The 25,528-nt window shown below is 46.1% G+C and carries 21 protein-coding genes; 8 read left to right on the top strand and 13 right to left on the bottom strand.

Going from position 1 to position 25,528, the window contains the following annotated elements; genetic code table 11:
• Positions 1–297: 297 nt before the first annotated feature.
• Positions 298–636: a hypothetical protein gene (locus FN831_RS27915; RefSeq protein ID WP_221931317.1), complete on the top strand. Its 339-nt coding sequence runs from the start codon at positions 298–300 to the stop codon at positions 634–636.
• 4 nt (positions 637–640) lie between these two features.
• Complete coding sequence (locus tag FN831_RS09155) at positions 641–847, top strand: hypothetical protein (RefSeq protein ID WP_142527922.1); 207 nt, start codon at positions 641–643, stop codon at positions 845–847.
• 51 nt (positions 848–898) lie between these two features.
• Here FN831_RS09155 and FN831_RS09150 read toward each other — a convergent pair whose 3' ends face one another.
• The 4 genes from FN831_RS09150 to FN831_RS09135 all read right to left on the bottom strand — a co-directional run bounded on the left by FN831_RS09150 (position 899) and on the right by FN831_RS09135 (position 4,045).
• Positions 899–1,984 (bottom strand): PAS domain S-box protein, encoded by a 1,086-nt coding sequence (locus FN831_RS09150; protein ID WP_142527921.1) that lies wholly within the window; start codon positions 1,982–1,984, stop codon positions 899–901.
• Positions 1,985–2,072: 88 nt separating this feature from the next.
• A complete protein-coding gene (locus FN831_RS09145) occupies positions 2,073–3,314 on the bottom strand; it encodes a DUF2252 domain-containing protein (RefSeq protein WP_142527920.1) in 1,242 nt (413 codons plus the stop codon).
• A gap of 58 nt (positions 3,315–3,372) precedes the next feature.
• A complete protein-coding gene (locus FN831_RS09140; protein WP_142527919.1) occupies positions 3,373–3,600 on the bottom strand; it encodes a hypothetical protein in 228 nt (75 codons plus the stop codon).
• A 121-nt stretch (positions 3,601–3,721) separates the two neighbouring features.
• A complete protein-coding gene (locus FN831_RS09135; protein WP_142527918.1) occupies positions 3,722–4,045 on the bottom strand; it encodes a hypothetical protein in 324 nt (107 codons plus the stop codon).
• 223 nt (positions 4,046–4,268) lie between these two features.
• On the opposite strand from FN831_RS09135, the gene FN831_RS09130 reads away from it, so the two are divergent.
• A complete protein-coding gene (locus tag FN831_RS09130) occupies positions 4,269–5,462 on the top strand; it encodes a GAF domain-containing sensor histidine kinase (RefSeq protein ID WP_142527917.1) in 1,194 nt (397 codons plus the stop codon).
• A gap of 8 nt (positions 5,463–5,470) precedes the next feature.
• Here FN831_RS09130 and FN831_RS09125 read toward each other — a convergent pair whose 3' ends face one another.
• Entirely contained in the window at positions 5,471–7,699 is a 2,229-nt protein-coding gene (locus FN831_RS09125; RefSeq protein WP_142527916.1) for a M28 family peptidase, read from the bottom strand.
• Positions 7,700–8,030: 331 nt separating this feature from the next.
• On the opposite strand from FN831_RS09125, the gene FN831_RS09120 reads away from it, so the two are divergent.
• The 3 genes from FN831_RS09120 (at position 8,031) to FN831_RS09110 (ending at position 11,656) form a co-directional block, all read left to right on the top strand.
• On the top strand, positions 8,031–9,941 hold the full coding sequence (locus FN831_RS09120; RefSeq protein ID WP_185960437.1) for a PAS domain-containing protein: 1,911 nt from the start codon (positions 8,031–8,033) through the stop codon (positions 9,939–9,941).
• A 118-nt stretch (positions 9,942–10,059) separates the two neighbouring features.
• A complete protein-coding gene (locus FN831_RS09115; protein ID WP_142527914.1) occupies positions 10,060–11,241 on the top strand; it encodes a PAS domain-containing protein in 1,182 nt (393 codons plus the stop codon).
• Between the two features lie 73 nt (positions 11,242–11,314).
• The gene (locus tag FN831_RS09110) at positions 11,315–11,656 is read left to right on the top strand and encodes a hypothetical protein (RefSeq protein WP_142527913.1); all 342 of its coding nucleotides are present in this window, start codon (positions 11,315–11,317) and stop codon (positions 11,654–11,656) included.
• Between the two features lie 65 nt (positions 11,657–11,721).
• On the opposite strand, the gene FN831_RS09105 is transcribed toward FN831_RS09110, so the two are convergent.
• The 6 genes from FN831_RS09105 to FN831_RS09080 form a co-directional block, all read right to left on the bottom strand.
• On the bottom strand, positions 11,722–14,790 hold the full coding sequence (locus FN831_RS09105; protein ID WP_142527912.1) for an efflux RND transporter permease subunit: 3,069 nt from the start codon (positions 14,788–14,790) through the stop codon (positions 11,722–11,724).
• Entirely contained in the window at positions 14,787–15,857 is a 1,071-nt protein-coding gene (locus tag FN831_RS09100; RefSeq protein WP_142527911.1) for an efflux RND transporter periplasmic adaptor subunit, read from the bottom strand. Before FN831_RS09100 ends, FN831_RS09105 begins: the two co-directional genes overlap by 4 nt.
• 37 nt (positions 15,858–15,894) lie before the next feature.
• The gene (locus FN831_RS09095; RefSeq protein ID WP_142527910.1) at positions 15,895–17,271 is read right to left on the bottom strand and encodes a TolC family protein; all 1,377 of its coding nucleotides are present in this window, start codon (positions 17,269–17,271) and stop codon (positions 15,895–15,897) included.
• Between the two features lie 173 nt (positions 17,272–17,444).
• Entirely contained in the window at positions 17,445–18,053 is a 609-nt protein-coding gene (locus FN831_RS09090; RefSeq protein WP_142527909.1) for a TetR/AcrR family transcriptional regulator, read from the bottom strand.
• Positions 18,054–18,247: 194 nt separating this feature from the next.
• On the bottom strand, positions 18,248–18,739 hold the full coding sequence (locus tag FN831_RS09085) for a DUF3347 domain-containing protein (protein WP_142527908.1): 492 nt from the start codon (positions 18,737–18,739) through the stop codon (positions 18,248–18,250).
• Between the two features lie 96 nt (positions 18,740–18,835).
• On the bottom strand, positions 18,836–19,231 hold the full coding sequence (locus tag FN831_RS09080) for a LytR/AlgR family response regulator transcription factor (protein WP_142527907.1): 396 nt from the start codon (positions 19,229–19,231) through the stop codon (positions 18,836–18,838).
• Positions 19,232–19,454: 223 nt separating this feature from the next.
• On the opposite strand from FN831_RS09080, the gene FN831_RS09075 reads away from it, so the two are divergent.
• Positions 19,455–20,009: a hypothetical protein gene (locus FN831_RS09075; RefSeq protein ID WP_221931316.1), complete on the top strand. Its 555-nt coding sequence runs from the start codon at positions 19,455–19,457 to the stop codon at positions 20,007–20,009.
• 59 nt (positions 20,010–20,068) lie between these two features.
• On the top strand, positions 20,069–20,263 hold the full coding sequence (locus FN831_RS09070; RefSeq protein ID WP_142527905.1) for a YtxH domain-containing protein: 195 nt from the start codon (positions 20,069–20,071) through the stop codon (positions 20,261–20,263).
• A 65-nt stretch (positions 20,264–20,328) separates the two neighbouring features.
• On the opposite strand, the gene ligD is transcribed toward FN831_RS09070, so the two are convergent.
• The gene (gene ligD / locus FN831_RS09065; RefSeq protein WP_142527904.1) at positions 20,329–23,193 is read right to left on the bottom strand and encodes a DNA ligase D; all 2,865 of its coding nucleotides are present in this window, start codon (positions 23,191–23,193) and stop codon (positions 20,329–20,331) included.
• 124 nt (positions 23,194–23,317) lie between these two features.
• Positions 23,318–25,504, bottom strand: a complete 2,187-nt coding sequence (locus FN831_RS09060) for an ATP-binding protein (RefSeq protein ID WP_142527903.1) — start codon at positions 25,502–25,504, stop codon at positions 23,318–23,320.
• Between the last annotated feature and the right edge of the window lie 24 nt (positions 25,505–25,528).

Raw genomic sequence — 25,528 nt, 5'->3', positions numbered from 1 at the left:
TTTTTAAAAACAATTAATTTATTTAATTAAAGATTTAAGATATATTTGTAATTTATTTTCCTTTAGATTATATTTGGGTTTTTTATTTTAATTGTGTAAATTAGTGTTATGGGGCATGAAAGAGTGTACCAACTGTCAATAGAAATTGACAAACTTACAAATAGTATTGTAAACCGGCTTTCCGGGGAAAGTTTTCAAACAACAGTTTCTACTGTGGCAGTCAATGAATTAAATACCGTCAACAGAAAAAATCAATGGAAGTTTAACTGGAAAAAGGAATTACTTTCCGCACGCAGGATGGTTTACAAACTGTGTATTGCTGGTCAAAAGGAAATACAGGGTTTGGTGAGCGCAACAGATTTTGATGATCATGTTTATTTGAACCTGGTTGAAAGTTCGCCCATAAATTATGGGGCAAACAAACTTTATGAAGGAGTAGCAGGTAATTTAATTGCATTTTGCTGTAAATTATCTTTTGATAATGGTAATGATGGTATTATCGGATTTAAGGCAAAAAGTAATTTGGTACAGCATTATGTTTCTAAGTTGGGCGCAACGCATATTGGCGCACAAAACATGATCATTTACCCTGAAAAGGCATTATATTTGATCAATAGATATTTTAAGCAACTATAAGACAATGGGATATATAAAAGAGCCAAAAAACATTGATTTTATTATACAGCCGTCTGTACAAAATCAGGAAGACAAAAGAGCGTTTTCCGAAGCAATAGCAAAATACAAAAAGACCGGTGAGCTCTCAGAAGTACCAAAGGGCAAAAATCCTGCAGCCACACATGGTACCTACCGTGATATAGTAGCCAAAATCAGGAATAAAAAGGAATAGCCAATAAATCAGCGCCGCTCAGCAATGTCTTTCGAAGAATGACATTCCGCACTACTGCGTCAGATAAACTATTGCCCTGATGCGCGTATCTAAATCAATCGTAGCCCGCTCCATCATGAGCAATTCCTCTTTGGTAGCACAGTAATCGCTGTGTTTGAAGATCTCCATAAAACCTAGAATAGAAGCTACAGGTTTTCTGAGTTCGTGCGACTGGATATGGGCAATCTGCATCAGCCGGTCGTTTTTATCAGACATTTCCTTTTCGTGGATCTTCTTTTCGGTGACGTCAGTGGCATTAAAGGATATCCCAATGATTTCACCTTCCACATTATATCCCGGCTCCAAAGAAACTGACCACCAGATCAGCTTTCCGCTGTACTCTACCTCCCGCTCATAGTACACCGGATCGCCCGCCATCGCCTGCTGATATTTTTCAAAAAAGTCTTCCAGCCGCTCATCACTGAGGATCTGCGGAATGGTAAGGCCCGCATAAATTTCTACTTTCTGGCTTTTTGCAAAATAGTCTGAGGCATTCTTATTGAATGCAATAATCTCCATTTCTTTGCCGATCAGCAGATGACATGTCCCTGCCCTTTCAAAAAAGGATTGCAGTTTCATCTCAGAATCTTTGGCTTTGATAAACTGGTTCCGTACAATGCCCAGGCTAAACTCCATTTCCATGATCTCCACGATCCGTTTTGCCAGTACGCTGAGCAGATGTTTTTGCGGCTCATTCAGCTGTTTGCCGATCTGCCCCATTATACTTATGCTCCCGACAGCATACCCATCATGTGTGATCAGGCTGCAGCCAGCATAAAACCTGATTTTAGGTTCTTCAACCACTAATTTTGTATGTGAAAACCGGGGATCTGACAGTGCATCGGGTACAATCATCAGCTTTTCTTCGTCCAGCAGATACTGGGAAAAAGTATCCTCCCTCAGCAGCTCCTGAAGTTCTATACCTTTTCTGAATTTAATGTATTCGGTCTGCTCGTCGAGCAGGGTAATCATTGCGACCGGAGTGTCGCATAAGGCAGCGGCGAGTTCTACCATTTCCTGCAGTTCTGCTTGTCTGTTGATATCGAGCTTTAAAAAACGGTTAACAGCTTGTAAACGCCTGGGATCGTTATAGGGCATAAGAGGTTAATTTCTATCCTAATATACCTTTTCCTCAGTCTTGTGCTCACAACTTTGGGGATAATTTTTCACAACTCTGAGGAGAGCATCAATCAACCTCAACAGTATTGCTCATATGATACTGGTTATCATATACTTTATCACCAAATTCCTTTACGAACTCTTTATAATCTGCCTTTACCTCTGCCGCATAGTTCAGCGCATAATCGAGCACGGGCTGGCGCCATGCGCCAACCCGCGACGCAAATTCTTTAAGCTCATCAGTAATTGCAGAACCGTTCATTCCTCCGCTGCGCAGCTGTGCGGATGACGTGAGGACTGCCATATCATCAACCACCTGGTAGATATCACGGTAACGGTCCTTGATCATCTTAAACTCAAGCGTATCCTTTACCGGCTGCAGCTCCTGGATCACATAATCTTCCCCTCTGAACTCTGTTGTGCTAAGCAGCGAAGGATAAACATTCTGCATACGCTTCTGCACCGCGATAATTCTTTCTGCCTGGTTTGGCCAGTTGGGTTGCCCCGCTTTTAAATAGGGTTCCAATGAAGAAGGAAATGATTGTTTCATATCAACGATCAGGTATTTCTCTTTGACATTGGTGCTTTTCAGCAAGATCAGATATCTTTTTACCCCTATACTTCCGGTACCGGCAAGACGGAAAACCGCATCTTTCACTTTGTAATTGTAGGGCCCGTCGTTACTCTTTCTGATCCACTGGGTGATATGTTCTTCAAGTTGTGATTTGAGCGCCTTTTTCAGCTTAAAATGGCGCTCGTGTTTTAAAGACAGGACAACCTTGCTCCCCTTGTTCTCCGTACGTTTCTCAAGAACTTCCCTGTAGGTGCTTTTCTCCGCCTTTTTCAGAAATTCATTCAGGATCCCTTTAGAGGTACGCGGGTCGATGCTCACGGCCTTGCCGGTAAGCAAGGTGGCAGCATACGTATTTACAAAAAGCGACGCAATACTCTGGGCCTGGCCCTGGTCGATATCAAGCGCATCAAATGCGATAAAAATACTGGTAACGAGCCTGATCACTTCCCATATCGCAGGAGCCAGCACTGCTTCGTCAAAATCATTCAGATCAAAATAAACAAGCTTGTTGTTGCCTTTGTAACTACCGAAATTTTCCAGATGGAGGTCGCCGCAGATCCAGGTCAGGGGCGACCGGGGGAAGCCTTTCACACCGGAAAGGCGCTGATAAAATAAATGACAGGTACCCCTGAAAAAACGAAAGGCATTCTCTGTCATTGCTTCATACTTGAGCTTGGCCATTTCTGGCAGGCGGTTTCTGTTGAAAGCTTTTAACTCATCGGAAAGTGCGGACATAATTATAATTTGGAGCCATAACCCACGGCCTCCCCGATTTGTTTAGGAAATTTTAAGACTATGACCGCCGGTTGAATTTTGCCAGGTCTGCAATACTGATCTTTGGCTTAATGACGATCCTGTGCAGCTTTACGTTCATCACATCGTGGCTGTGTGTAATCGCTGAATTGGCAATCAGCTTAATATGGTCAAGGTCTGCCTGGCTGAGCGTTCTGGGCAATTCCCATTTTAAGATTTCTTCCGCAAATTTTAAGACTTCTTTCTGATTGCTGTTATAAAATTCCATAGTCACCCGGCAGCTGCTGAAGCAGGCATTATAAAGATAGAATATAAATAACTAAAACGTATTAAGATGTTTAAACATTGACAGAGTAAGTTAAGCAGTTAACAGGAATGTTACCAGTTGCTTACTGCACATAACTGGAGATGTACTCCATCGTTCTCTCAATAGCTTCTACTACAGAATCGCGGTAAACCGCAAAATTTACCTGCCTTGCTTTCGCAGTATAGCTTTCTTTAATAAACTTTTTGTTTTCCTTGATCTCACGCAGATCGTAATTGTACAGGTTGCCAAATATGTTGGGTTGTTTGGTATATAAGGTTTTGATGATTGCCGCATATTCGCGATAGCCTTCATTTACTATTTCCAGGTTTAAGTCGTCGATGTTTTTTACACTGGCAACAGACACCAATAGTTTTTCAAGTTTCACCTTTTCTTTACCAATACTCATAAACATATGTAGTTGAGCAATAATATACGGGAAACGTGGCCAACCGGATTTGCAATTGCCCGGTCTCGATTTTTCAGCTAAACCGTAAAAGCAGCACTAAAGGTTGTTTTCCTTTTTAAAAAAGTCGTTTTTAGGCCACAACATTGAAAGAGCGCCACTTTTAGTTGTTTTTATGAATTGAATATGTTTAAATTGCGTTGATATAATTTCAGAAGGAATATAAATGTCAGATTTTACTGAAGCCAAGTTACAGGCAGAAATTGAAGTCTTCAGCCGCATACCAGCTGTAGATAGTATCCTCGAGGTGATATGCAGGATCACGGGCTTGGGCTTTGCTGCCGTGGCGCGTGTGACCGAAGACAGATGGGTGGCCTGTGCGGTCAAAGATCATATCAATTTTGGATTGGTACCAGGAGGCGAGCTTGATATCAAGACCACGATCTGCCGCGAAATTGAAAAGAATAAAGAATGTGTGGTGATTGACCACGTAGCCACTGACGAGCAGTATGCCAACCATCATACTCCCCTGATCTATGGTTTTCAAAGCTATATTTCAACTCCGATTATCCTGAGCGGTAACCGCTTCTTTGGTACGCTCTGTGCGATTGATCCCAATCCTGCAACTTTAAACACTCCTGAGACCGTAGGAATGTTTAAACTGTTTGCTGATCTGATCGCCTTTCACCTCAATGCAGTTGAACAGATAGAACTTTCTGCAATCAACCTGCAGGAAGAGCAAAAGACTTCTGAACTGCGCGACCAGTTTATTGCGATACTTGGGCACGACCTCAGGAACCCAGTTGGCGCCATCAGGAACAGCGCACAGTTATTGCTGAGGATGCCGCTTGATGACCGTGCTTTGCGCCTTGCCAATATCATTCAGGACAGTTCTTTCCGGATCACCGGCCTGATTGAGAATGTACTGGATTTTGCAAGGGGGCGCCTCGGCGAAGGAATTACTTTAGACCTGAGCGACAATGCGCCCCTTGAATCAGCACTGTTGCAGGTGGTGACAGAATTGAAAGCCATCTGGCCGGGCCGCAGCATCGACATCCAGTTTAAACTGAGGCAACCTGTAAAATGTGATGCCGTGCGTATTGCACAGCTGTTTTCAAATATCCTGGGCAATGCACTGACCTATGGACGTGCAGATGAGCCTGTCCGCGTGATCGTCAGCAGTCAGGACGGAATACTGGAACTGTCGGTAGCCAACTGCGGGGAGAAAATCCCGGATGCAAAAATTGCCCGCCTTTTCCAGCCCTTTTCACGCGGCTCAGAAGAGAACAGCAAAGACGGACTGGGCCTCGGACTTTATATTGCCTCTGAGATTGCCCGTGCCCACCACGGGACACTGGGCGTTGTATCTTCTGAAGAGGAAACCTGCTTTACCTTAACTATTGATATGCAGGTGCTATAAGCAGCAGGTTATTTTACTAACGCTGCTGCCTTGTTCAGCTCAGCTGATAAGTTGAGAATGGATTCCGTAAGGACCACAAGCTGCTGCTTTACTTCTTCAGCCTGGTATTGCTCCAGCCCTTCCCGTATTCCCGGAAGCGTTTTCACGCCATAACCGGTATAAAATCCCGGCGCATAGATCGTATGTTTATACCAGGGGCGTTTTGGCAAGCCCGCTGTGCTGAGCAATTGTTTTTCTGCCTGGTACAACAGTACATTCAATTTTTCGGGCTGCCTGATATTTTCAAGTCCTGCCACGATAGCCTGGTTAAGTTTCGCAGCAGATGATTTAAGGGTATCCGATGCGGTTTTCAATCCCGCATAATCTATTACCGGCAGCTCTGTTTTAGGCTTGGGCTCTTTCAGGTTTTCCTGTGGATCAGCCGCAAGTTTATATAATCCGGCGTTCAGCAATTGATTGTTGGCTTTTGCATTGGCCCTGAGCTGTGTATCGAGATCAGTAACCTCTGTCAGGTATTTCGCGATCTTGGCCTGCAGGTTTTCGAAATTAAAAGGAAGCACATCGGCATTTGCCAGTCGCAGCACTGCCCTTCCGGCAGTTTGGGAAAGTGCCAGGCCGTAATTAAAACCGGGATCCTTGAACTTAATATAGTTATCATAGGAGTCGAAGTTCGTATGGTACTCCCCTCCTTCGTCCTCGCCACCGAAACCGAGGTTAAGCGAGGGGATCCCCAGGTGCTGCAGGAAAGCTGAATAGTCTGAGCCCGTGCCCAGCGCAGAAATGTCCAGCACTTTCTTGCCCATAGCAGTTTGTTTTGCCTTGGCAGAAGTGGCAGCAACAGCCTCAGCGGCGATCTTACGGTCAAAGATGCTCACGTTGGCCTGCGGGTCATTTACCGCATGTGCCACCTCCGAAATCATATTCTCAAGCGCATGCGATCCCCCGGCTTCGAGAAAGCCGCGGCCATTGCCATCAGAGTTGATATAGGCCACTGCCTTTTGGTTTAGTTCTGCTGCATGGTCTTCTGCCCATTCCGTTGATCCGAGCAGGGATGGCTCTTCACCGTCCCAGGCCGCATATACCAGCGTTCTTTGAGGGCGGATCCCTTTTTTTGCCAGCAGGCCGATGGATTTTGCTTCCTCCAGCAGTGCTGCCAGTCCGCTTATCGGGTCGGCCGCCCCATTTACCCAGGCATCATGATGGTTTCCGCGAAGGATCCATTCATTTGGATATTTGGAACCTTTCATCCTGGCGATCACATTATAGGCAGGCACAATATCCCAGTTAAAAGCCAGATTGAGCCTTACTGTGGCTGCCCCGTCGCCCACATGATAGGTAACAGGGAGTCCCCCGCTCCACTCTGCCGGTGCCACTGGGCCTTTCAGCGCTGCCAGAAGCGGTTGTGCGTCATGGTAACTGATGGGCTGTACAGGGATCTTCAGAATCGTCTGTGCTTCTTCTTTTGTTAACCTTTTGGCTCCTTTTGTGGCCCCGGCGCCCGGGGTTAACGGATCGCCCGGATAGATCACCATATCCATTACAGAGCCACGCTGTACCGCATATTCTGGTTTAAAGGCACCTGCCGGATAGGTATCTCCTTTTACAAAGCCATCGTCTTTAGGATCTGAATAAATGAGGCAGCCAATCGCGCCGTGCTCATAGGCAATTTTAGGCTTTACCCCTCTCCAGGAATGCCCGTATTTGGCAATTACAATTTTCCCTTTTACATCTATGCCCAAACGTTCCAGCTTTTCGTAATCCTCGGGAAGCCCGTAATTCACAAAAATCAGCCCTGCTGTGACATTTCCGTCAGCACCCCAGGCATTATATGGTGGCAGCTGCCCTTTTTGCGACGTAGCCGGATCAGCCGCGATCTGCTGTTCTTCAAGCACTGCTGTATAGGTTACGGGGCTCAGCAGGTTGAGCGACCGTGTTTTGGGTGTGGGGAACAGCACGTAGTAGGTTTCTATTTTTGCATCCCAACCATAGCTCTTAAACTGATTGAGGATCAGCCCGGCTACCACTTTGCCCCTTGGCGAGCCCAGATGGTGCGGAGCGGAAGAGAGTTCTTTGATCAGTTCACCGATATGCTCTTTGCTGAGGCCGGCATCAAATTCTTTTTCGAGTGCATATTGCGCAGTTTGATGCTGCGCTTTAAATCCTGTGAGCTGGCCGGTTTGTGCCATCAGGGGGATCCATAGTAAATTGAGGGAACTAATCAGGGCGAGTCGTTTCATTCTTTAATGTTTTTCTACGCCCAAGTTATAATTTTTCCGGAAAAAGGACGCCAAAAAGTCTATAATAATGGTAGGACAATAAAACTTCTGAATTAAATGGTCGAATTGTAAAGTTAATTTTGAAACTAAAACACTTTAGCTTAACCATTAAACTCAATAGTCTTATATATGAAGAAAAAAAATGATTAAAAAATTAGAATTCGCAAATAATTGTTAATAAATTGGATTATTTTCTTCAAAATTAGGATGGAACAAGCGGATAATTTATATCTTAACAAACGTATCATAGCCGTTGGTTGTACTGCCAATGCTTCTAAATGAGACATATACAATGGAAAACAACCTGGCACCAACTAATCTTTCCCCTGACGACAAACGCCGGGTTGAAGCACTCAAACGTTATCAGATTCTTGGAACCCCTCCCGAGCAAACATTTGATAATATTGCCAGGTTAGCCACCCAAATATTTGATCTCCCTGTTTCCCTGATTTCATTTATCGATACCGAAAACGTATTCCTGAAATCAAATGTGGGTGTGGAAGAGATCCGCAACAGCCCGCGAAGCAACAGTATCTGCACAATGGCGCTAGGGACTGATGAAGTAATGGTTGTTGAAGACATTCCTAATCTGAGCCGTCATTTGATGACAGATCCGCTGCTGGTAGCCGAGATGGGTTTTAAATTTCATGCAGGTGCCCCGCTGATTACCCATGATGGTTTTACCATCGGTACCATCTGCGTGATTGGCCGGGAAACAAGAACCTTTTCGGAAAAAGAGACGACGATGCTGAAAGGGCTCGCCAGAATCGTAATGGACGAGATTGAGTTGCGCCTGCGCGGTATATTCGACGCAGAAAAACGCGTGATGGATGCCGCCCGGCTGGCACAGCTGAACTTTAATAATCAGTCGCTGATTGCAAAAGCACCAATGGCTATTGGCGTGCTCAACGGCAGGTCCCTGGTCATCGAACTCGCCAATCCTATTATCCTGGAAGTCTGGGGCAAAACAGATGAGGTGATTGGCAAAACGCTGAAAGAAGCTTTGCCTGAAATAGAAGGACAGGGATTTTTGCAAATACTTGATAACGTATTTACATCGGGTATTCCCTACTACGGCAAGGAAATATGTGTTTTTCTGATGCGCAACGGTGTGATGGAAGATGTTTATTTTAACTTTGTGTACCAACCGTTACAAGATGGTGACGGCAATACAACAAGCATCATGATTGTTGCCAATGAGATTACTGAAGAAATGCATGCACGCAAAGCATTGCAGAACAGCGAAAAACAGCTGGAGAACATGGTGATGAATTCAGCTTCAGGAATGGCAATCTTCTCAGGAAAAGAGCTTATTGTAGAAGCTGCCAATCAGCAAATGTTTGACATCTGGTGCAAAACCGGAGAACAGATACTGGGAAGGTCGCTTTTCGATATTTTTCCGGATTCTGTAAATCCTGCATCAACGAGCAGCCTTACGCTCGTGTTGGAAACGCGGGAAACCGCCAACTTTCCTGAAGCAGAGGTAACTCTCCAGACCACAGAGGGCCCTAAAGATCTGATCCTGAATATTAGTTATGTCCCGGTATTTGATGACGACGGTGAAGTTCATCAGATTATTGCATCAGTAAGCGACATCACCAACATCGTAAATGCGAGGAGATTACTAGAGCGTATGGAATCAGACACACAGACAAACAACGAACTGCTGACCAAAAGTATACAGGAGCTGACCAGTGCGAACAAGGATATGCGCATTACGCATGAAGATCTTGTTGCAACGCAGAATTTGCTCAGAGACATGCTGAGCAAGGTGCCCGAAAATCAAACGGGTCTTTATCACTCGCTGCAAAAAATTGAAGAAAGTATACAGAAAGCAGAAGATGTTTTGCATAGCTATGTTGATACTTCAACGGTGGGTATCTGGCACGTCGATGTAAACACCCTCAACTGTGTTGCATCACCAGGCCTCAATAAGCTATACGGTTTTCCTACTGATCATCAGTTTGACTGGCAGGAGGCGATAGCACTAATTTCAGATCCATATGGCGACAAAATTATGCAGGCCATACGCAATTCAATTGACAAGAACGAACCATTCAGCCTCGACTTCCCACTGAATGCAACTGAGGATCATCAGCAGCGATGGCTGAGAGCTTTCGGAAAACTGGATTATGTTGATGGCAAGGCTACTCAGCTCTCCGGGGTAACGATTGAAATCCCAAATCCCGGACAAAATAATTGAAACAGCAGGCATTTATAAGTGTACCATACTGATTTACAGAATGAACGAAATGATCGTCAAAGATATAAACCTTTTTGCCTAGATTTCCCGTATGTCTTAATTAGACACATGCACACAGATGGAATCAGCAAGACGGATGAAAGATAAAGCAACTTCAACAGATAACCACACAGAAAACAACCCGAAACCTGCCAATGATCAACAGCGTGTAGCAGCACTGAAACGTTATCATATCATCGGCAGCGCTCCCGAAAAGTCTTTTGATAATATCGCTAATCTTGCTGCCAATTTTTTTAATCTTCCTGTTGCGCTGATCAACTTTGTCGATACTGAAGAGGTATTTGTGAAAACTTCAATGGACATCAAGGGCGCAAATGTTGCAACTCCCAGAAGCTCCAGTTTATGTTCACTGGCCATGCTCAGCAATGAGGTTACTGTTTTTGAAACATTGCCAATCGCCGACCCCTGTTTACTCAGCAATTCTATACTGGCAGCAGAAATAGGATTTAAATTTTATGCAGGCGCCCCACTCATCACCTATGATGGCTTTAGCATCGGTACCATTTGTGTAATGGGCTATGAAAAAAGGAATTTCTCCGAAAAAGAGAAACAAATGCTCGCAAACATGGCAAAAATTGTGATGGATCAGATAGAAATGCGTTTACACAGTCTGTTTGAATTTGAACAGGGACTGATTGAAACCGCAGACCAGATCCAGAAAAACAGGAGTCACCAGAGCATCATCTCAGCTGCGCCGATTGCCATTGGCCTGTTCACAGGAAAAGAGATGACGATAGAGATCGCAAATATCAAAATTCTGGAACTCTGGGGCAAAACTGAAGAAGTAATCGGCAAGACACTCAAAGAGGCACTCCCTGAAATACAGGGCCAGGGCTTTCTGGAGATCCTTGATCAGGTTTATCGCTCCGGCAATCCTTTCTTTGGCAATGAGCAGTATGTGATGTTAGAAAGACATAACCGTTTTGAAGAGGTTTGTTTCAATTTTGTTTATCAGCCCGTTAAAAATGGCGGGGGCCAAACTTCCAGTATTATGGTAATCGCAACAGAGGTCACAGAACATGTAAATACAAAAAAGCGGCTCCAGTTCATATCAATGGCTAACGTAGAAATGCTGGCTGCGCATTTAGATATTGCTCAGCATCACCAAAATTTAAAGGACACACTACATCAACTGCCGCAAAATAATCCGGAAGTGTATAGTACCATAACAGAGATTGGTAACAATCTCAAAAAAGTGGAAGAAGCACTGCGCCTGATTACGGAAACAGCTAAAACGTAAATATCAGATCCTCGGTCAAAAATATTACTTTTTATAAAAAATTGTAATATTTTTATAGTACCAAATACAAGCCATGAATAGATACAGAGTAGTTGTGAAGCCTGTATACAGAAAGAAATTTACAGGGATAATGTGTTTTCTGGCAGATCCGGCATACACAGACGAGGATATTGCATCAGGCCTCAACAGGACAAAGGCATTGTGCTGGGTAGCCTATAAAGAAGATATAGAAAAGTTACTGGGCCAGTATCAGAATATCAATGCGATTGTTGCCGCCCAGCTGCTGAAATGGAAGCTGGAATCGCAGCTCCTGCTGGATGAGCTCAGTGAAGTGGCCCCTCCGGAGCAACTAAACCTGATTGTAAACACCATGGAAAACTTTATCAAGAACACTATCACTAATTTATACGATTAAAAACCGCCCCGGCGATACTGCATTTCTCCGTTGAAATGCAATAAGGCCAGGGCAGTTCCTGTATTTTAGTGTGTCTCCGGCTTTTCCTCATCCGGGGTTACCGCCGGCGGGATCAGCTCATAAACGATCGGCGTTACAATCCTGGACAGTAAAGTAGAGCTGATCAGCCCGCCAATCAGTACGATGGCCAGCGGTGAGATCAGCGGGTTCGTAGAAACCGCAATCGGGATCAATCCGCCGATGGCTGTCAGGGAAGTGAGCACGATCGGTAAAAACCTGACTTCTCCGGCTTCACGTATCGCATCATGCAGGCTCATTCCTTTTTTCCGCAGCTGATTGGTAAAATCGACCAGCAAAATCGTATTCTTCACTTCTATTCCTGCCAGTGCAATCAGGCCCACCACAGCGATAAAGGACAGCGAATTTCCTGTGACCCAAAGTGCCACCGCAGCACCTACAATCCCCAGCGGGATCACAGACAGAATGATGAGCATACTTTTAAAGGTTTTAAACAGCAGTACCAGTACGGCAACAAACATAAATACCGTCACCAGGATAATGCTCATGAAGCCTCCGAATGAATTGTTCTGCGATTCAAGCTCTCCGCCCATCTCATAGCTGTATCCGGGAGGCAGTTTCATTTTGTCCATTTTATTGATCACATCCTGTATGACACGGCTGGCCAGATAGCCCTTCTGCAGGTTTGCCTGTACCGAGACCACCCTCTTCTTCTCCTGGTGGTTGATGATTGCCGGTGAAGATTCCAGCTGCAGCCCCGCCACCTGGTTTAAGGGCAAAGCATTGCCCTGAACATTGTTCACATACAGGTTGCGGAAAGCGTCAAGACTGGGCCTGCCCTCTTTCATCCGGGTAAGCAGTACAGTGTAGCCATATTTATTGTCATTGTTGTAGTAAGTGCCCATATTGAGGCCGGTTACCGCCAGCCTGGCTATCTGATCGATATTAACCGACGATACGCCCAGCTGCTGCGCCTTCTCTTTATTTACCGCAATACGGATATCGCTTTTCAGCAGGCTCACCGGATTATTGATGTACATGGTTCCGGGGGTCTGGTGCAGCATCTGTTCTACCCTCATTGATAAGGCGCGCAGCGTATCCAGGTTATCCCCAAAAACGCGCACTTCCACCGGGGCAATTACCGGCGGGCCCTGTTCAAAGTTTTTCACTTCTACCTTAGCGCCGGGGTAATGTGCCCAGCGCTGCTGCAGCTGCTGGATCAGCGCCAGTTTTTCATCGGGACTGGTTTCTTCGTCCAGCTGAACAAACAGCTGTGCGAAATCACTGCGGTTGTTTTCGGGGATCACATTGTAGTAGATCCGCGGGTTTCCCCTGCCGATATTGGACGCATAATATTTGATCAGCGGCTCTCTTTTCAGCTGTTTTTCTATTGCCCTTGCCACAGTGTCTGTGTAAGGGATGTTAGACTGGCTTGGCGTGGTGATATTGATCAGGAACTGTGGTTTCTCCGAAGCCGGGAACAAACTGAAACCGATTACGCCGAACAGGTAGATCGAGGCAGAAAAAAGCACTACGGCCACTCCGATCGTGAGGAAAGGTTTGTCCAGCGCCTTGTCCAGCAAACGTGCGTAACTGCCGTGGATCAGTTTTTTTAGTCCGCGCATCAGGAAATTCCCTTCGGGGTTTCCGGTATGGTTTTTCAGCAGGCGGCTGGATAAAAAGGGGATGATCGTTAAAGAAACAAACATCGAAGCCAGTACACAGAAGATCACGGCCAGTGGCAGGCACCTGATAAAATCTCCGGAACCTTCAGGCAAAAACACGAGCGGCATAAATGCAATGATCAGTACCACGGTACAGCCCACTACGGCCATACCGATCTGCCCTGTGGCTTTGAGCGTGGCTTCCAGGCGGCTGTGCCCTTCCAGCATCCAGCGCTCGATATTCTCCACCACCACAATGCTGTCATCTACCAGCAGCCCCAGTGCAACCACCAAACCTACAATACTGAGCTGGTTGAGGTTAAAGCCAAACAGCTGCAGCAGTACAATACCTATGGCCAGTGACAGCGGGATGGAAATCATCACGATCACCGCGGGGCGGAAACCCAGGGGCAGCAGCGTGATGGCTACCAGCAGGATCGCAATGATAAAATCATGTCCCAGGCCTGTCAGCCGCCTGTTTACATTGTTTGCCTGGTCAAAATTCTGCACCAGGTCTATATTCGCCGGCAGCTGCTTTTTGAAGTTGGCCAGCGTGGCGACGTAGGCCAGCTGCGTTTTACTGATGTTTTCTTTTTCCTTTTGGGCAGCTACGACAAAAACGCAGCGGTGGCCGTTGAGGCGGGCAATATGCTGTTCTTCACCATATCCGTAATAGACGCGGGCGATGTTTTTCAACAGGATATTCTTTCCGCCTGCAGAGTATACAATCGTATTATTTACGGCATCAAGTGTTCTGTAATCGTTGGATTTGATATTGAAAGTTTGCTTTCCGGCATCAATGCTTCCTCCCGGGATACTGGCCATTTCGCTGTGCAGGCTGTTGACGATAGCGCTTACCGGCAGGTGCATCTGCGCCATTTTCTCCAGGTCGAGCTCAACCCTGACCTGCTGGCCCGGCAAACCAAAGATCTGCACCTGTTTGAGCGAAGGCACCTTTTCCAGGTCGTCCTGCAGCCGCTCGGCATAGTATTGCAGCTTGCTCCGGGCAGCGTTCTCAGATACCAGCGCTACCTGCAGCACATTCACATCAGAGGGCTGCTGTTTCTGGATTTCGATACTGGCAATATCGGCAGGAAGTTCCGGCCGTTTGCTGTTGACCTCGCGGACGATCTCCTGGTATTTGGAATCGATGTTACTGCTGTACACATATTCTACACGGATCACGGCCACGCCATTGGAAATACTGGTACGTACCTTTTTGATATCGTCCAGCCCCGAAATCGTTTTTTCAAGGGGCGTAACTACGCGGTCTTCAATGTCCCTCGGACTGGTACCTGGGTAAATAATGATTACTGAAAAGAATGGGGCGTGCATTTCCGGGTCTTCGGACCGCGGCATATTCAGCATCGTGGTAATGCCCAGCACGATGATCATGATAAAGATCACCAGGGTGAACTGGCCGTTTTTTACGGCGTAATCTGAGATCTTCATTGCGCAGCAGTTTTAGTTGATTGAACGGAGATAGGGCTTTTGTCGGTCAGGTATGCAGAACCCGAAATAATCAGCGCGCCGGCATTTTCCAGACCATGGGTAACGGTGACGGTGTTTTTTTCGATGCCACCGATGGTTACCTTCAGTTTCCTGGCCGTTTTACGGTCGCTGGTTACAAACACATAACCGCTGTTGCCGTCGCCATCAAGCAGTGCTTCATAAGGGATCTGCCAGCTGCCGGTGCCCGTAGTAACTTTGGAGGGCTCGATAACGGCTTTTCCGAACATGCCTGCGGCAATTGCCTCAGGCTTTTTGCCGCTGAAGCTGATATCTGCAGAAAATGTTCCGGTAGCGGCATCCACACCTTCGGACTTCCGGGTTACGCGGCCCTCAAAGGTTTGTCCCGGTAAGGACGAAGTCTGGATTTTTGCGCGGTCGCCGAGCCGCAGTCCTGCCCATTCGTAATCGCTGACGCCTACCCTGAGCATCCATTTGCCAGATTCTGCGCCATTGGTCTGGAGGATCGCTGTGCCGGCGGTAACCTGCTGGCCGGTGTTCGCAAGTTTCTTTAGAATAAAGCCGTCTTTGGGGGCGTGGATCTCTGAGTACTGGCGGTTAAAGCTGGCCATGTTCAGCTGCTGCTGGCTCTGCTGCAGCATCGTTTTGCTGTTCTGCAGCTGTTCCAGTGTGGCCACACTGTCTTTGTAGAGATTTTGCGTGCGCTGGTAATCACGCTGTGCTTTCTCTACCGTCAGTTTGGCCTGCTGCAGCTGTGCATTGATATCCGTAGGGTTTAATGTGGCGAGCAGCTGGCCCCTTTTTACACGGTCGCCCTCCTTTACGCTGAGGCTGCTGATGATGCCGCCTGTTTTAAAGGAGAGCATCACTTCATCATCCGTGGTAAACTGCCCGGAGACGGACATTGGTGCCTGGCTGTTCTGCTGCTGCAGGGGCATGATCTGAACCGGAATGGTGTCTGAGGCTGTGCTTACAGGCTGAACGGGACTGCTGCAGGAATACATCAAAGGTAAGCTGAGCAGTAGAATGAGGTATCGAAGTGGTTTCATTACTTGTTGTATAGAGTAAAATGATGGAGATTTCATGTTAGTTGGTGTTATTTACAGGATAAGTGGCCTGTCCGCGTTCCATTTCGGCCAGCGTGATTTGCAGGTTGGCCTGGGCATCTGCCAGCTGGAGCCGCGCAGAGGTAAGCTGATCTTCGGCATCAATGAGCTCGAGGTATAATAACTGCCCTGCGCGGTAGGCCTTGAGCTGGTCGTTATAGTATTTGAGGGCAAAGCTGAGCTGTGAGGCAGCACTTTTATAGGCTGCTCTGGCCGACTGGTAATTGTTGTACGACTGGTCGAGTTCCAGCAGCAGGGATTGCTGCGTCTGGTCCAGCTGCGCAGTAGCGGCGTTGAAGCTGGCGCGCGACTGCTGTGCACGGTATTTGCGCTGGCCCCCTGTAAACACATCCCACTGCAGGTTTACGCCCCAGAGATAGTAGCGTGTTTTACTGTTCACATTAAAATCATAGCCCTGCGAGCCGAGATCGATAAAGGTGTTCAGCTTTGGGATAATGCCCGATTTTTGCATTTTCTCGTTCAGGGTATATACCTGCCTGAGGGTTTCGAGTTGCCTGAGCTCTTCCCTTCCCTGCACTCCTGTCGTGGTATCAGGACTGATCATCACCACATCGCGGGCAATGCTTTCCGTGGAAACAGAATCCGTCAGGGGGCGGTTGAGCAGAAAGTTAAAGTACGAACGTGCATTCAGTGAATTGCGCTGCGCCTGGATCAGGGCCGCATTGGTTTTCTGCTGCTCTGTCTGTGAGCGCAGCAGGGCTGTACCATTGCGCACGCCATTGCGCAGCATGCTTTCGTTTTCACGGATATTTTCTTTGATCAGCAGCAGCGCACTGTTGTAAACTGCTATTCCCTGCAGGGCCTGGTAATACCTGTAATAGGCTGTTTTGATATCTTTTACCAGGGCGCGCTTGTACACGTTAACGGCGGCCTGCTGACTGGTGATGAGCTGCTGTTTGATCAGTTTGTTGTACCTGATCTCTGCGTTGATCAGCGGCAGTGAAGTACGTACCTTGGCATCATAGAAATTGTCTGGGTTGAGCAGAAAGGATTCATTCTGCAAAGTCGGGTACTTGGCACCTGTAAGCTGGTTAAGCGCAGAATAAACCGGGTTGAGGAGGTCGCCCAGCGGAACATCGATTGTTCTTCCGCCGGAAGATTTGGTATAGCTGCCCAGCACGCTCACCGTGGGCAGGTACATGGCCTGCGCTTCTTTCAGGGCAGCCAAAGACCTGTCCAGATCAAACTGCTGCTGCTTTAAGCCTTGGTTGTTGGCAAAGGCTACAGCGATATAACTATCCAGCTGTCCGGGGCCCGACTGGGCTACCGCAACGGGAAGGGCGATGCAGGTGATGCCGAGCAGTAAGAGCGAAGTCTTAATAAATGACGTATACATAATAAACAGTGTTTAGTGTTAGAGCAAAAAAATTTTGCCCGCTATGGATTAATTTGAATATGATTTATTTTATTTTCTGGTCTTCTAAGCATCATCATATATGTCTGAACGTTTAATTATATTTACACCCTGTATATTGACTAAACACTGTTCATTAATATTACAAAAAAAAACTATTTTATCAATAGTTTTACATAAGATTCAATAGCGTCATTTAAAACTTTGGGCATATCTTTCTCTTCTACCATCATCTTTAAGCGGCAGCGCAGGTTCAGAGAAACCAGGCCATGGGCTACCGACCAGGTTTGCAATGCGCATAGGTTTAGGTCGGTCACCTTCAGCAGGTCTTTTTCGATGCATTCCTGCAGGCAGTCCAGCAGATAAAAATAAGAGTCGCCCCCATTGTCCTTATGAAGTTCCTCATCAACGTTTGTGGGCGCGCGGATGATAAACATGAGGTCGTACAGTTCAGGGTTGGCAAGCCCGAATGCAACGTAGGTTTTTCCAATCTGCATCAGCCTTTTTACAGGGTCTTTATGTTTAGCTTTGGCCTTAAACTCTTCCAGCAGTTTGCCATATGCGTCGCGCTGTACCTCATACAGCAATTCATCCTTGTCTTTGTAATAAAGGTAAATTGTGCCCGGGCTGTATTCGATCGCATCTGCGATATTGCGTATAGAGGTCTTCGCATATCCGTCTTCGAGGAACATCTTCATGGCAGCAGACCTGATCAGTTGCTTCTTGTCAATTTTTTCCCGTTCTTTTCTTTCAGATATTCCCATTATTATCGGTGCAGTTGTACGTATTACAAATATATACACTGCAAACATAATGAATGGTGTTCAGTAAATGACATTTTATCTTCGATATTGCACAACCCTGACGAATAAAAAAAAAGAACCCGCTGATTGTCCTCAAAATGTTCTGAATTTTCAGGGGCAGGCAGCAGGCTCTTTTTCAGCTTAAGTGGTGATGATTAGTCAATCGTTTCCGAAACAGATCCGCAGGTTAACATTTGTTTACCGTAGTAAGGGTTTTTGATTTCCTTTGCGGCAGATAACCAGTAGGTTTTTTTCATCGGACAGTAATCATAATAAATAGGCTGTGCAGACAGCTTAACGGCTTTGGCAAGCTTGAAGAAATTGAGGGAGAAACTGGCAAAATGTTCACGCTGATGGGCAATATCCTTACTTTCGGAGATATGGCGGGCATCGTAGCCCAGCTTATCCTGGTACGTTTTAAATGCTGTGGCTTCTGCTCCTGAGAAAGTTTTTGCGTCTGCTGAAGAAATTTCTTTGAGGAACTCCCCTGCTTTACCGGCAGCGCCTGGCGCATCAGAATTGACGAGGGCATTTTTGATATCATAGTAGGATGCCAGCAATGCCTGTTTCTGGTTGTCCTGCGCAAAACCTGATACTGTGCCTACCGATACGATCAGGGCAACAGCTAATATTATCGTTTTTATCATATGCTTTTATTTTTAATGATAAACAAAAATAACAATTCAGCTGCTCCGGCGATTATATAATTCTGAGCTCTTTTTATATAATTCCAGTCTGTCGCTTCAGAGTATGTTCATGCGCACATTCAGAATCTTTTTATAGGTATCGCTCACAGGAAGGAACCTGCTGCCAATCTGAAGGCTGCCGCCCTGGAAGGTATCAATCTTATTGAGCGCAACAATATAGGAGCGGTGGATCCTCAGAAAGCTGCAGGAAGGCAGTCGCTCTTCCACAGTTTTAAGTTTGGTGTGGATGGCGTACAGTTTCTCCTGCGTATGCAATTTCACATAATCGCCCATGGCCTCTGCAAAAAGAATGTCATCCAGCTTTAAACGCCTTATTACATTTGTGTCCCTGATAAAAATATGGTTTTCAGTGCCGCGCATGGTTTCCTGATTGCGGCTTTCGCTTATTTCCTGTGCAATGATGAGGGCATTCATATCTTTCCTGATTTTCATGCAAAAAGACAAGTTTTATGCCAATGGTTTTAAATACTGTATATCAACACATTATATACATGACACAGGGTTTACATTTACGATATTTCGCTATTAAACGATGATACGGCGTTATTTCGTGATCATAGCTGCTTAAATTAATTACAGATAATCATTCTGGCCCTGCAACCATTTTAAGTTTTTAATCGTCATCTTTATTACCAGACAAATTTATCTTTATCACATGATCAAAATTCAACCAGGTATGAAAATCACGCTGTGCATGACTTTATTTTTTTTATTCAGCGGAGCTTTGCTGAAAGCTCAGGATAAAACCAAAGTGATTGGCAACAAGCCACGCCATGGTTCGTCAAACAGTACTCACGCTGTAATTAAAGGCAATCAGCTGGGCATTAAAATGAAAGCGGGCAATAAACCTGTGGAACTGCTGAAGCTGGACTTTGGCGTAGAAAACTCAGCCGCTGAAGATCTTAAGTTTAAGGTGAATGTGTACGAGTTTAACGGAATACTTTCTGGCGAAAACTTTGTTAAACAGGATATTACGGGCAGTATCCCCAAAGGCAAGACCCGCGTAAATGTAGATCTTGAAAAATATCACATCCAGGTGAAGAAAGATCTGCTGGTAAGCATTGAGTGGACAGAAACCGTTAAAGATGCCAGTGCCCGGTTTGCGATCGGGGTCTTGAATGGCGGATCTTATGAGTTTGCAGATGGAAAATGGAAGAAAATACCGCTGTTTGGCCTCGACTTTAACATGGTGGTAAAAAAGTTAAAATAATAAACTGAACATTTTAGCTCCTGTCGTGTTATGTTTTAAAACCACAAAAAGATATTATCATGGGATTATTAAAAACAGCAATACTTGGTGCCGCAGTTTACGGTGTAATTAAGTATGTAACCAAAAAAGATGTGAACGGAAGATCTATAGTTGATGATCTGAAAGAAAATGCGCCTAAATGGGCTGAAGATGCCAAACGCATTAAAGATGATTTCATCGCCGAAAGAAAAATTTACGATGAGCCTACCTACTAGACAGGCCGCTGAAGATGTCTGATCTGTATGGTGCTTTTTTAGCCATACAGATCAGACATTTTTGATTAACCAAAAATTGTTTTAGACTTCGTGATCGTCTTCTCCAGGTCAATCCCTTTTCCAAGAACACCTTTAAACAGGTCCCCTTCTGCCCTTACACGCTCTACAGCATTAAATATTGTAAAATCGCTCATCTTTAACCCGGGCTTTACCTCATCCCAGTGCAGCGGCATTGAAACCGTTGCGCCAGGTTTTGGCCGTAGGGAATAAGGGCCCGCAATCGTGGCCCCCGGCCGGTTTTGCAGGAAGTCCAGGTACATCTTTCCATGCCGGTCTGCAATTGTTCTTTCCAGTGTGGTAAAATCAGGCAGCTGTTCATGCACCAGGTTTACAATCAGCCTGGCAAACAACTGCGACTGCTCATAGCTGTACTTAGCCCCCATTGGGATATAGATATGGATCCCGGTTGATCCCGAGGTTTTACAGCAGCAGGGCACATCCAGCGCGTCGAGTACTTTTTTCACTTCCAGCGCTGCCTGAATCACCTGATCAAAGGTATTTTTGTCGGGATCAAGATCAATCACGCAGTAATCAGGATTGTCTTCGGATTGTACGCGGCTAAACCAGGGGTTCATCTCGATACAGCCCAGTGAAGCCATCCAGAGCAGGCTGGCCTCGTCAGTCCCTACCAGATATTCTTTATGTTCGCCTTCACCATTGGTATATGGAAAAGTTTTTACCCAGTCGGGTGCTTTGCCTTTGACGTCTTTCTGGTAAAAGCTTGGGCCGTTTATGCCATTGGGAAAACGGTTGAGCGACATCGGGCGGTCTTTGATATAAGGGATCATGTATTCCGCGATCTGGTAATAGTAATTGAACAGATCGCGTTTGGAGACCTTGTCTTCCGGCCAGTAAATTTTGCTGAGGTGAGTAAACTTGAGCTCATGCCCTTTCAGCTTTCTGACCTGGGTTTCGTCTTTGGGGTTCAGCAATGTTCTTTTGCCTTTATCTTTTGCAGGTTTAACCATATCATTAGGATGATTATCGTTTTTCACAGTATCCTGAAGCCCGGCCTCTACCTCTGCGATTACTTCCACCGTTGGGGCTGCTGTTTCGCGGACAACCTCTTTGGCGCTCTTATCGATCCGCATGCCCTGGAACGAGGGATGGCGAAACACACCGTCAGTGGTGATTTCGGCGTAAGCCACCTCGCAGACCAGCCTGGGCTTAAGCCATGTTGCCTTTGCCTTTGGCGGGTTAGGACGGAAGCGGGATGGTTTGTTAATATCAGGCAGCGAATCAAAAGGGCTTTTATCGGTGATCAATGGCTTAAATTGGGCAATCATCTCTCTTTGCACCTGATCTGAAAAGCCTGTTCCTACTTTGCCAACATATTGCAGTGCCCCATCTTCATACACGCCCAGCAGGAGTGAGCTGAACTGTTTGGAAGTATCCTGGTTTTTCGTGAAGCCGGCGATGACCACCTCCTGCCGTTTATGCACTTTCACTTTGAGCCATTCTTTGGAGCGGTAATCAGAAAGGTACAGACTGTCAGACTTTTTGGCAATGATGCCCTCCAGTCCCATTTTTTGGGCGGCAGCAAAGAAACCTGTCCCGCTTGCCTTAAATATCTTGCTCAGCCTGATCCTGTCGTCATCTACAGGCAGTATATCCTGCAGGATGGCCTGTCGCTGATACAGTGGCAGCTCCATCAGGCTTTTGCCGTCATACCAGAGGAGGTCGAATACATAATATACCAGATCTCCGTCCGCCTCGCTGCGCCAGTTTTGTAAGCTTCCAAAGTTGGAGACACCCTTATCATTGAGCACCAGGATTTCCCCGTCCAGCACCGCATTGATCTTCCATTTTTTCAGGAGGTCATAGATCGGGTAAAATTTCTCATTGAAGCTTTTGTTGTTGCGTGACAGCAGTTCCACGTCTCCCTTGTTCACAAAGCCCAGCGCGCGGTAACCGTCCCACTTTACTTCATACGTCCAGCCGGGATCATCAAAAGGCTCGCTCACGAGTGTTGCCAGCATCGGCTTCATGCCTGTTGGTATACTGGATTTTTTTATTTTTTTAAGTACAGCAGCAGAATCGACTGGTTCCGAAGGATCCGGCTCTGCGTCGTCCTGTTTATTATCTTTGGAAGATTTGCTTTTTTTTGCTTTTCCCTTTACGGCGGTTTTCGCTTTACCTTCTGCAGCGGTTTTTGCGCTTTCTTCTGCAGCGGTTTTTGTGTTTCCTTCTGCAGCAGTTTTTTTGCTTCCTTCTGCAGCAGTTTTTGTGCTTCCCTTTCCCGCAGGCTTACTTTTGATATGCTGCTTATGCCCATCTTTCCAGACCGCATCGCTGGTTTGTTCTACAGCTTCTATCGTCTTCCCTGATAAGACAGATTCATCCTTTTTGGTAATATCCTTAGCAGAAGCAAAATCATCATTGTGCTTGATCAGCAGCCATGCATTGTCGCCCATGCCATGGGTTTTTACCAGTGCAAACTCACCTTCAAGCTTGTGGCCATGTAGTTTGATCTTTACTGAGCCGGATTCCAGCTGTTTGAGCAAATGCTTTTCCTGAGCCTTTTTTCCCTTGATCTCTTCAATGGGCTCATAGGTACCTTCATCCCAGACGATCACTGTTCCTCCGCCATACTCGCCTTTGGGAATGGTGCCTTCAAAGTTGCGGTAATCAAAGGGATGGTCTTCAACCATCATTGCCAGGCGTTTCGTCTTTGGATCTGTAGAAGGGCCTTTGGGCACAGCCCAGCTTTTGAGCACTCCATCCATTTCCAGTCTGAAATCATAGTGCAGCCGCGAAGCATCGTGCTTTTGGATCACAAACAACAACTTGTTTTTGTCCTTGCTTTTTCCGGCCTTAGGTTCTGCAGTTTTCGTGAAATCGCGCTTGGCAACATATTTTGATAAGCTCATAAGGAATGATTTTCCTATAAAAGCGCAAAAAGGGCTAAAAAGTTTTATGAAATTATCCGGCAGTTCGCGGGAAAAACAATCCCCTTAACGCGGGCAAAAACAGATACGTTTGCTCAGGTGCGGGCTACACTCTTTCATCAAGCAGCATCGGATCTTTCAGCGCCTCATTGATGGTATCCAGCAGGTTTTGTTCGGAAAATGGTTTCAGGATCACGCCGTTCATTCCTGCGCTGATATAATGATCACGGTCTTCTTTCAGTGCATTTGCGGTCAGCGCCAGTATGGGTATATACGATTTGCCGATATCCTGGTATTTCCTGATCATCCCTGCAAGTTCTACCCCGCCCAGCTCAGGCATTTCAATATCAGTGAGCACCAGGTCATAGTAATGCGCTTCAAAGAGTTCAAAGGCCTGTACACCATCTTCGGCAACATCAAAAGTAATATTCCATTTTTTGAGAATGGTGGTGAGCAGCAGTACATTCAGCTTGTTGTCTTCGGCCACGAGGATATGTTTACCGCTAAGCGTATCAGGAGCAACAAGGTCGCCTGCTGGTTTCTTTTTCCTGCAGGCAATCATCTCTGCCCTTTCCATAGGGAGGTGGAAAGTAAAAACCGAACCTTTGCCCGGCTCGCTGCTGACGCTGATAGAGCCTCCCTGCAGTTCTACAATTTTTTTGGATATGGCCAGTCCGAGGCCGGTACCTTTCTGGGAAGCCTTTTGCTGTGCAGAAACAATCTGTGCAAACTCTCCAAAGATCAGCGGTATATTCTCTTTGCTGATCCCCAGCCCACTGTCCTGTACCGCTACGTGCAGGATCCTGAGTTCTTTTTCCCCTTCAGTAATGGAGGCCCTGAGCACAACTTTCCCTTCTGTAGTAAATTTAATGGCGTTGCTCATCAGGTTGATCACCACCTGCTTTAACCTGAAGGCATCCCCTTTCAGACAAATATCCTCATCCAGGTTCAGTTCCTTTTCCATCCGGATGCCCTTGTGCTCGGCCTGCAGGCGCAAACTGTTGAACACTTCCTCCAGCGAATCGTGGGGAACAAAAGGCGCATTATCAAAGCTCATCTTGCCGGTCTCGAATTTGGAGAAATCGAGGATTTCGTTCACTACGTCAAGCAGCAGCCGCGATGAACTGCTGATCGCCTCCAGCTGCTCCTTCTGTGTTTCATCCAGCCGGCTCTGGCTCAGCTGTTCAGAAAAGCCAATCACGGAGTTGAGGGGCGTACGGATCTCGTGGCTCATGCTGGCCAGGAAAGCACTTTTGGAAAGGGCATACTGCTCGGCATCTAAACTATAGCTGATGATTTCCTCCTCGTTCCTGAAGATCTTCCAGATATTATATAAAATGACGATCACCATTGTGATCAGAAAGATAAAAATCAAACCAGAAAGGCTTTTGAATTTGAAGACCACATCCTGCAGGCTGTCATTCAGTTCGGCTTTGCCACTGGCAATGTAATGCTGCTCTGCGGATTTGTATTCCTTGAGACTTGCAATGATCTGCGCAATCAGGTTGGTATTAATTTTAAGGATTTCCTGCTCTGAGTCGCGCAGACGATGGTTTGTCTGGTAAATCTCCTGGAAACGTTTGCGCGATACCAGGGCTTCCTTTGGAATAATTGTCCGGCTCTCTACCCTTGTGGCGATTCGTTTTTCTATTACCGTTGGTGCTTTCTGCAGTTCCTGCTGATGCTGCATCAGCTCGTCAGATTTTCTGGCAGAGAAAGCATCGAATACCCGTCCGAAGAACCTTTTTTTACGAAGCGGCTTGACCTGCGGTTTAATGGTATCAATTTTAACTTCACTGATGTATTTACGTACTACCGGAACCTTCACCGGTGTGGCGGCTGCCTGTTCGATAATTGTGCTGATCTTGCCGGTCGAATTCAGCAGACTGTCAGACATCAGTTTAAGTTTTGTATAACTCTCGGTTTTGACGGTCTTTTCATTGATCAGATGCTGAAAACCACGTTTGGAAGATGCAGGCTGATTCTTGAGGTTTAACTGGCCGATCATCTTGTTTACAAAATTGATATCAGCAGAAAACTGGTTAAAATATTTGGTATCCGAGGTGAGGCCGTAAAGCCTGCTGTTGTTATCGGCGCTGTAGAGGCTGATCAGGCAGTTGTCGATCATTGCGGCGCTTTCACGGGCCAGGATCATCTGGTGTACATTATAACGTACGCTTTCTGCCCTACGGTAATAGAGATAGAGGTAAAAAGCACTGATAAACAAAACTACTATTAAACAAACTATGATCGCATATCGCAGTATCGGGATCTTTCTAACCTTTGAAATCATAAGAGCAGCGAGGTTTTAATAAAA

The sequence above is a fragment of the Pedobacter westerhofensis genome (assembly GCF_900182595.1).
GTDB lineage: Bacteria > Bacteroidota > Bacteroidia > Sphingobacteriales > Sphingobacteriaceae > Pedobacter > Pedobacter westerhofensis.
This window is presented reverse-complemented; position numbering and strand designations above follow the sequence as displayed.

Excerpts from the sequence above, each read along its gene's own strand:
- FN831_RS27915 (WP_221931317.1), top strand. The coding sequence starts at position 298 with ATGGTTTACAAACTGTGTATTGCTGGTCAAAAGGAAATACAGGGTTTG.
- FN831_RS09155 (WP_142527922.1), top strand. The coding sequence starts at position 641 with ATGGGATATATAAAAGAGCCAAAAAACATTGATTTTATTATACAGCCG.
- FN831_RS09150 (WP_142527921.1), bottom strand. The coding sequence starts at position 1,984 with ATGCCCTATAACGATCCCAGGCGTTTACAAGCTGTTAACCGTTTTTTA.
- FN831_RS09145 (WP_142527920.1), bottom strand. The coding sequence starts at position 3,314 with ATGTCCGCACTTTCCGATGAGTTAAAAGCTTTCAACAGAAACCGCCTG.
- FN831_RS09140 (WP_142527919.1), bottom strand. The coding sequence starts at position 3,600 with ATGGAATTTTATAACAGCAATCAGAAAGAAGTCTTAAAATTTGCGGAA.
- FN831_RS09135 (WP_142527918.1), bottom strand. The coding sequence starts at position 4,045 with ATGAGTATTGGTAAAGAAAAGGTGAAACTTGAAAAACTATTGGTGTCT.
- FN831_RS09130 (WP_142527917.1), top strand. The coding sequence starts at position 4,269 with ATGTCAGATTTTACTGAAGCCAAGTTACAGGCAGAAATTGAAGTCTTC.
- FN831_RS09125 (WP_142527916.1), bottom strand. The coding sequence starts at position 7,699 with ATGAAACGACTCGCCCTGATTAGTTCCCTCAATTTACTATGGATCCCC.
- FN831_RS09120 (WP_185960437.1), top strand. The coding sequence starts at position 8,031 with ATGGAAAACAACCTGGCACCAACTAATCTTTCCCCTGACGACAAACGC.
- FN831_RS09115 (WP_142527914.1), top strand. The coding sequence starts at position 10,060 with ATGGAATCAGCAAGACGGATGAAAGATAAAGCAACTTCAACAGATAAC.
- FN831_RS09110 (WP_142527913.1), top strand. The coding sequence starts at position 11,315 with ATGAATAGATACAGAGTAGTTGTGAAGCCTGTATACAGAAAGAAATTT.
- FN831_RS09105 (WP_142527912.1), bottom strand. The coding sequence starts at position 14,790 with ATGAAGATCTCAGATTACGCCGTAAAAAACGGCCAGTTCACCCTGGTG.
- FN831_RS09100 (WP_142527911.1), bottom strand. The coding sequence starts at position 15,857 with ATGAAACCACTTCGATACCTCATTCTACTGCTCAGCTTACCTTTGATG.
- FN831_RS09095 (WP_142527910.1), bottom strand. The coding sequence starts at position 17,271 with ATGTATACGTCATTTATTAAGACTTCGCTCTTACTGCTCGGCATCACC.
- FN831_RS09090 (WP_142527909.1), bottom strand. The coding sequence starts at position 18,053 with ATGGGAATATCTGAAAGAAAAGAACGGGAAAAAATTGACAAGAAGCAA.
- FN831_RS09085 (WP_142527908.1), bottom strand. The coding sequence starts at position 18,739 with ATGATAAAAACGATAATATTAGCTGTTGCCCTGATCGTATCGGTAGGC.
- FN831_RS09080 (WP_142527907.1), bottom strand. The coding sequence starts at position 19,231 with ATGAAAATCAGGAAAGATATGAATGCCCTCATCATTGCACAGGAAATA.
- FN831_RS09075 (WP_221931316.1), top strand. The coding sequence starts at position 19,455 with ATGATCAAAATTCAACCAGGTATGAAAATCACGCTGTGCATGACTTTA.
- FN831_RS09070 (WP_142527905.1), top strand. The coding sequence starts at position 20,069 with ATGGGATTATTAAAAACAGCAATACTTGGTGCCGCAGTTTACGGTGTA.
- ligD (WP_142527904.1), bottom strand. The coding sequence starts at position 23,193 with ATGAGCTTATCAAAATATGTTGCCAAGCGCGATTTCACGAAAACTGCA.
- FN831_RS09060 (WP_142527903.1), bottom strand. The coding sequence starts at position 25,504 with ATGATTTCAAAGGTTAGAAAGATCCCGATACTGCGATATGCGATCATA.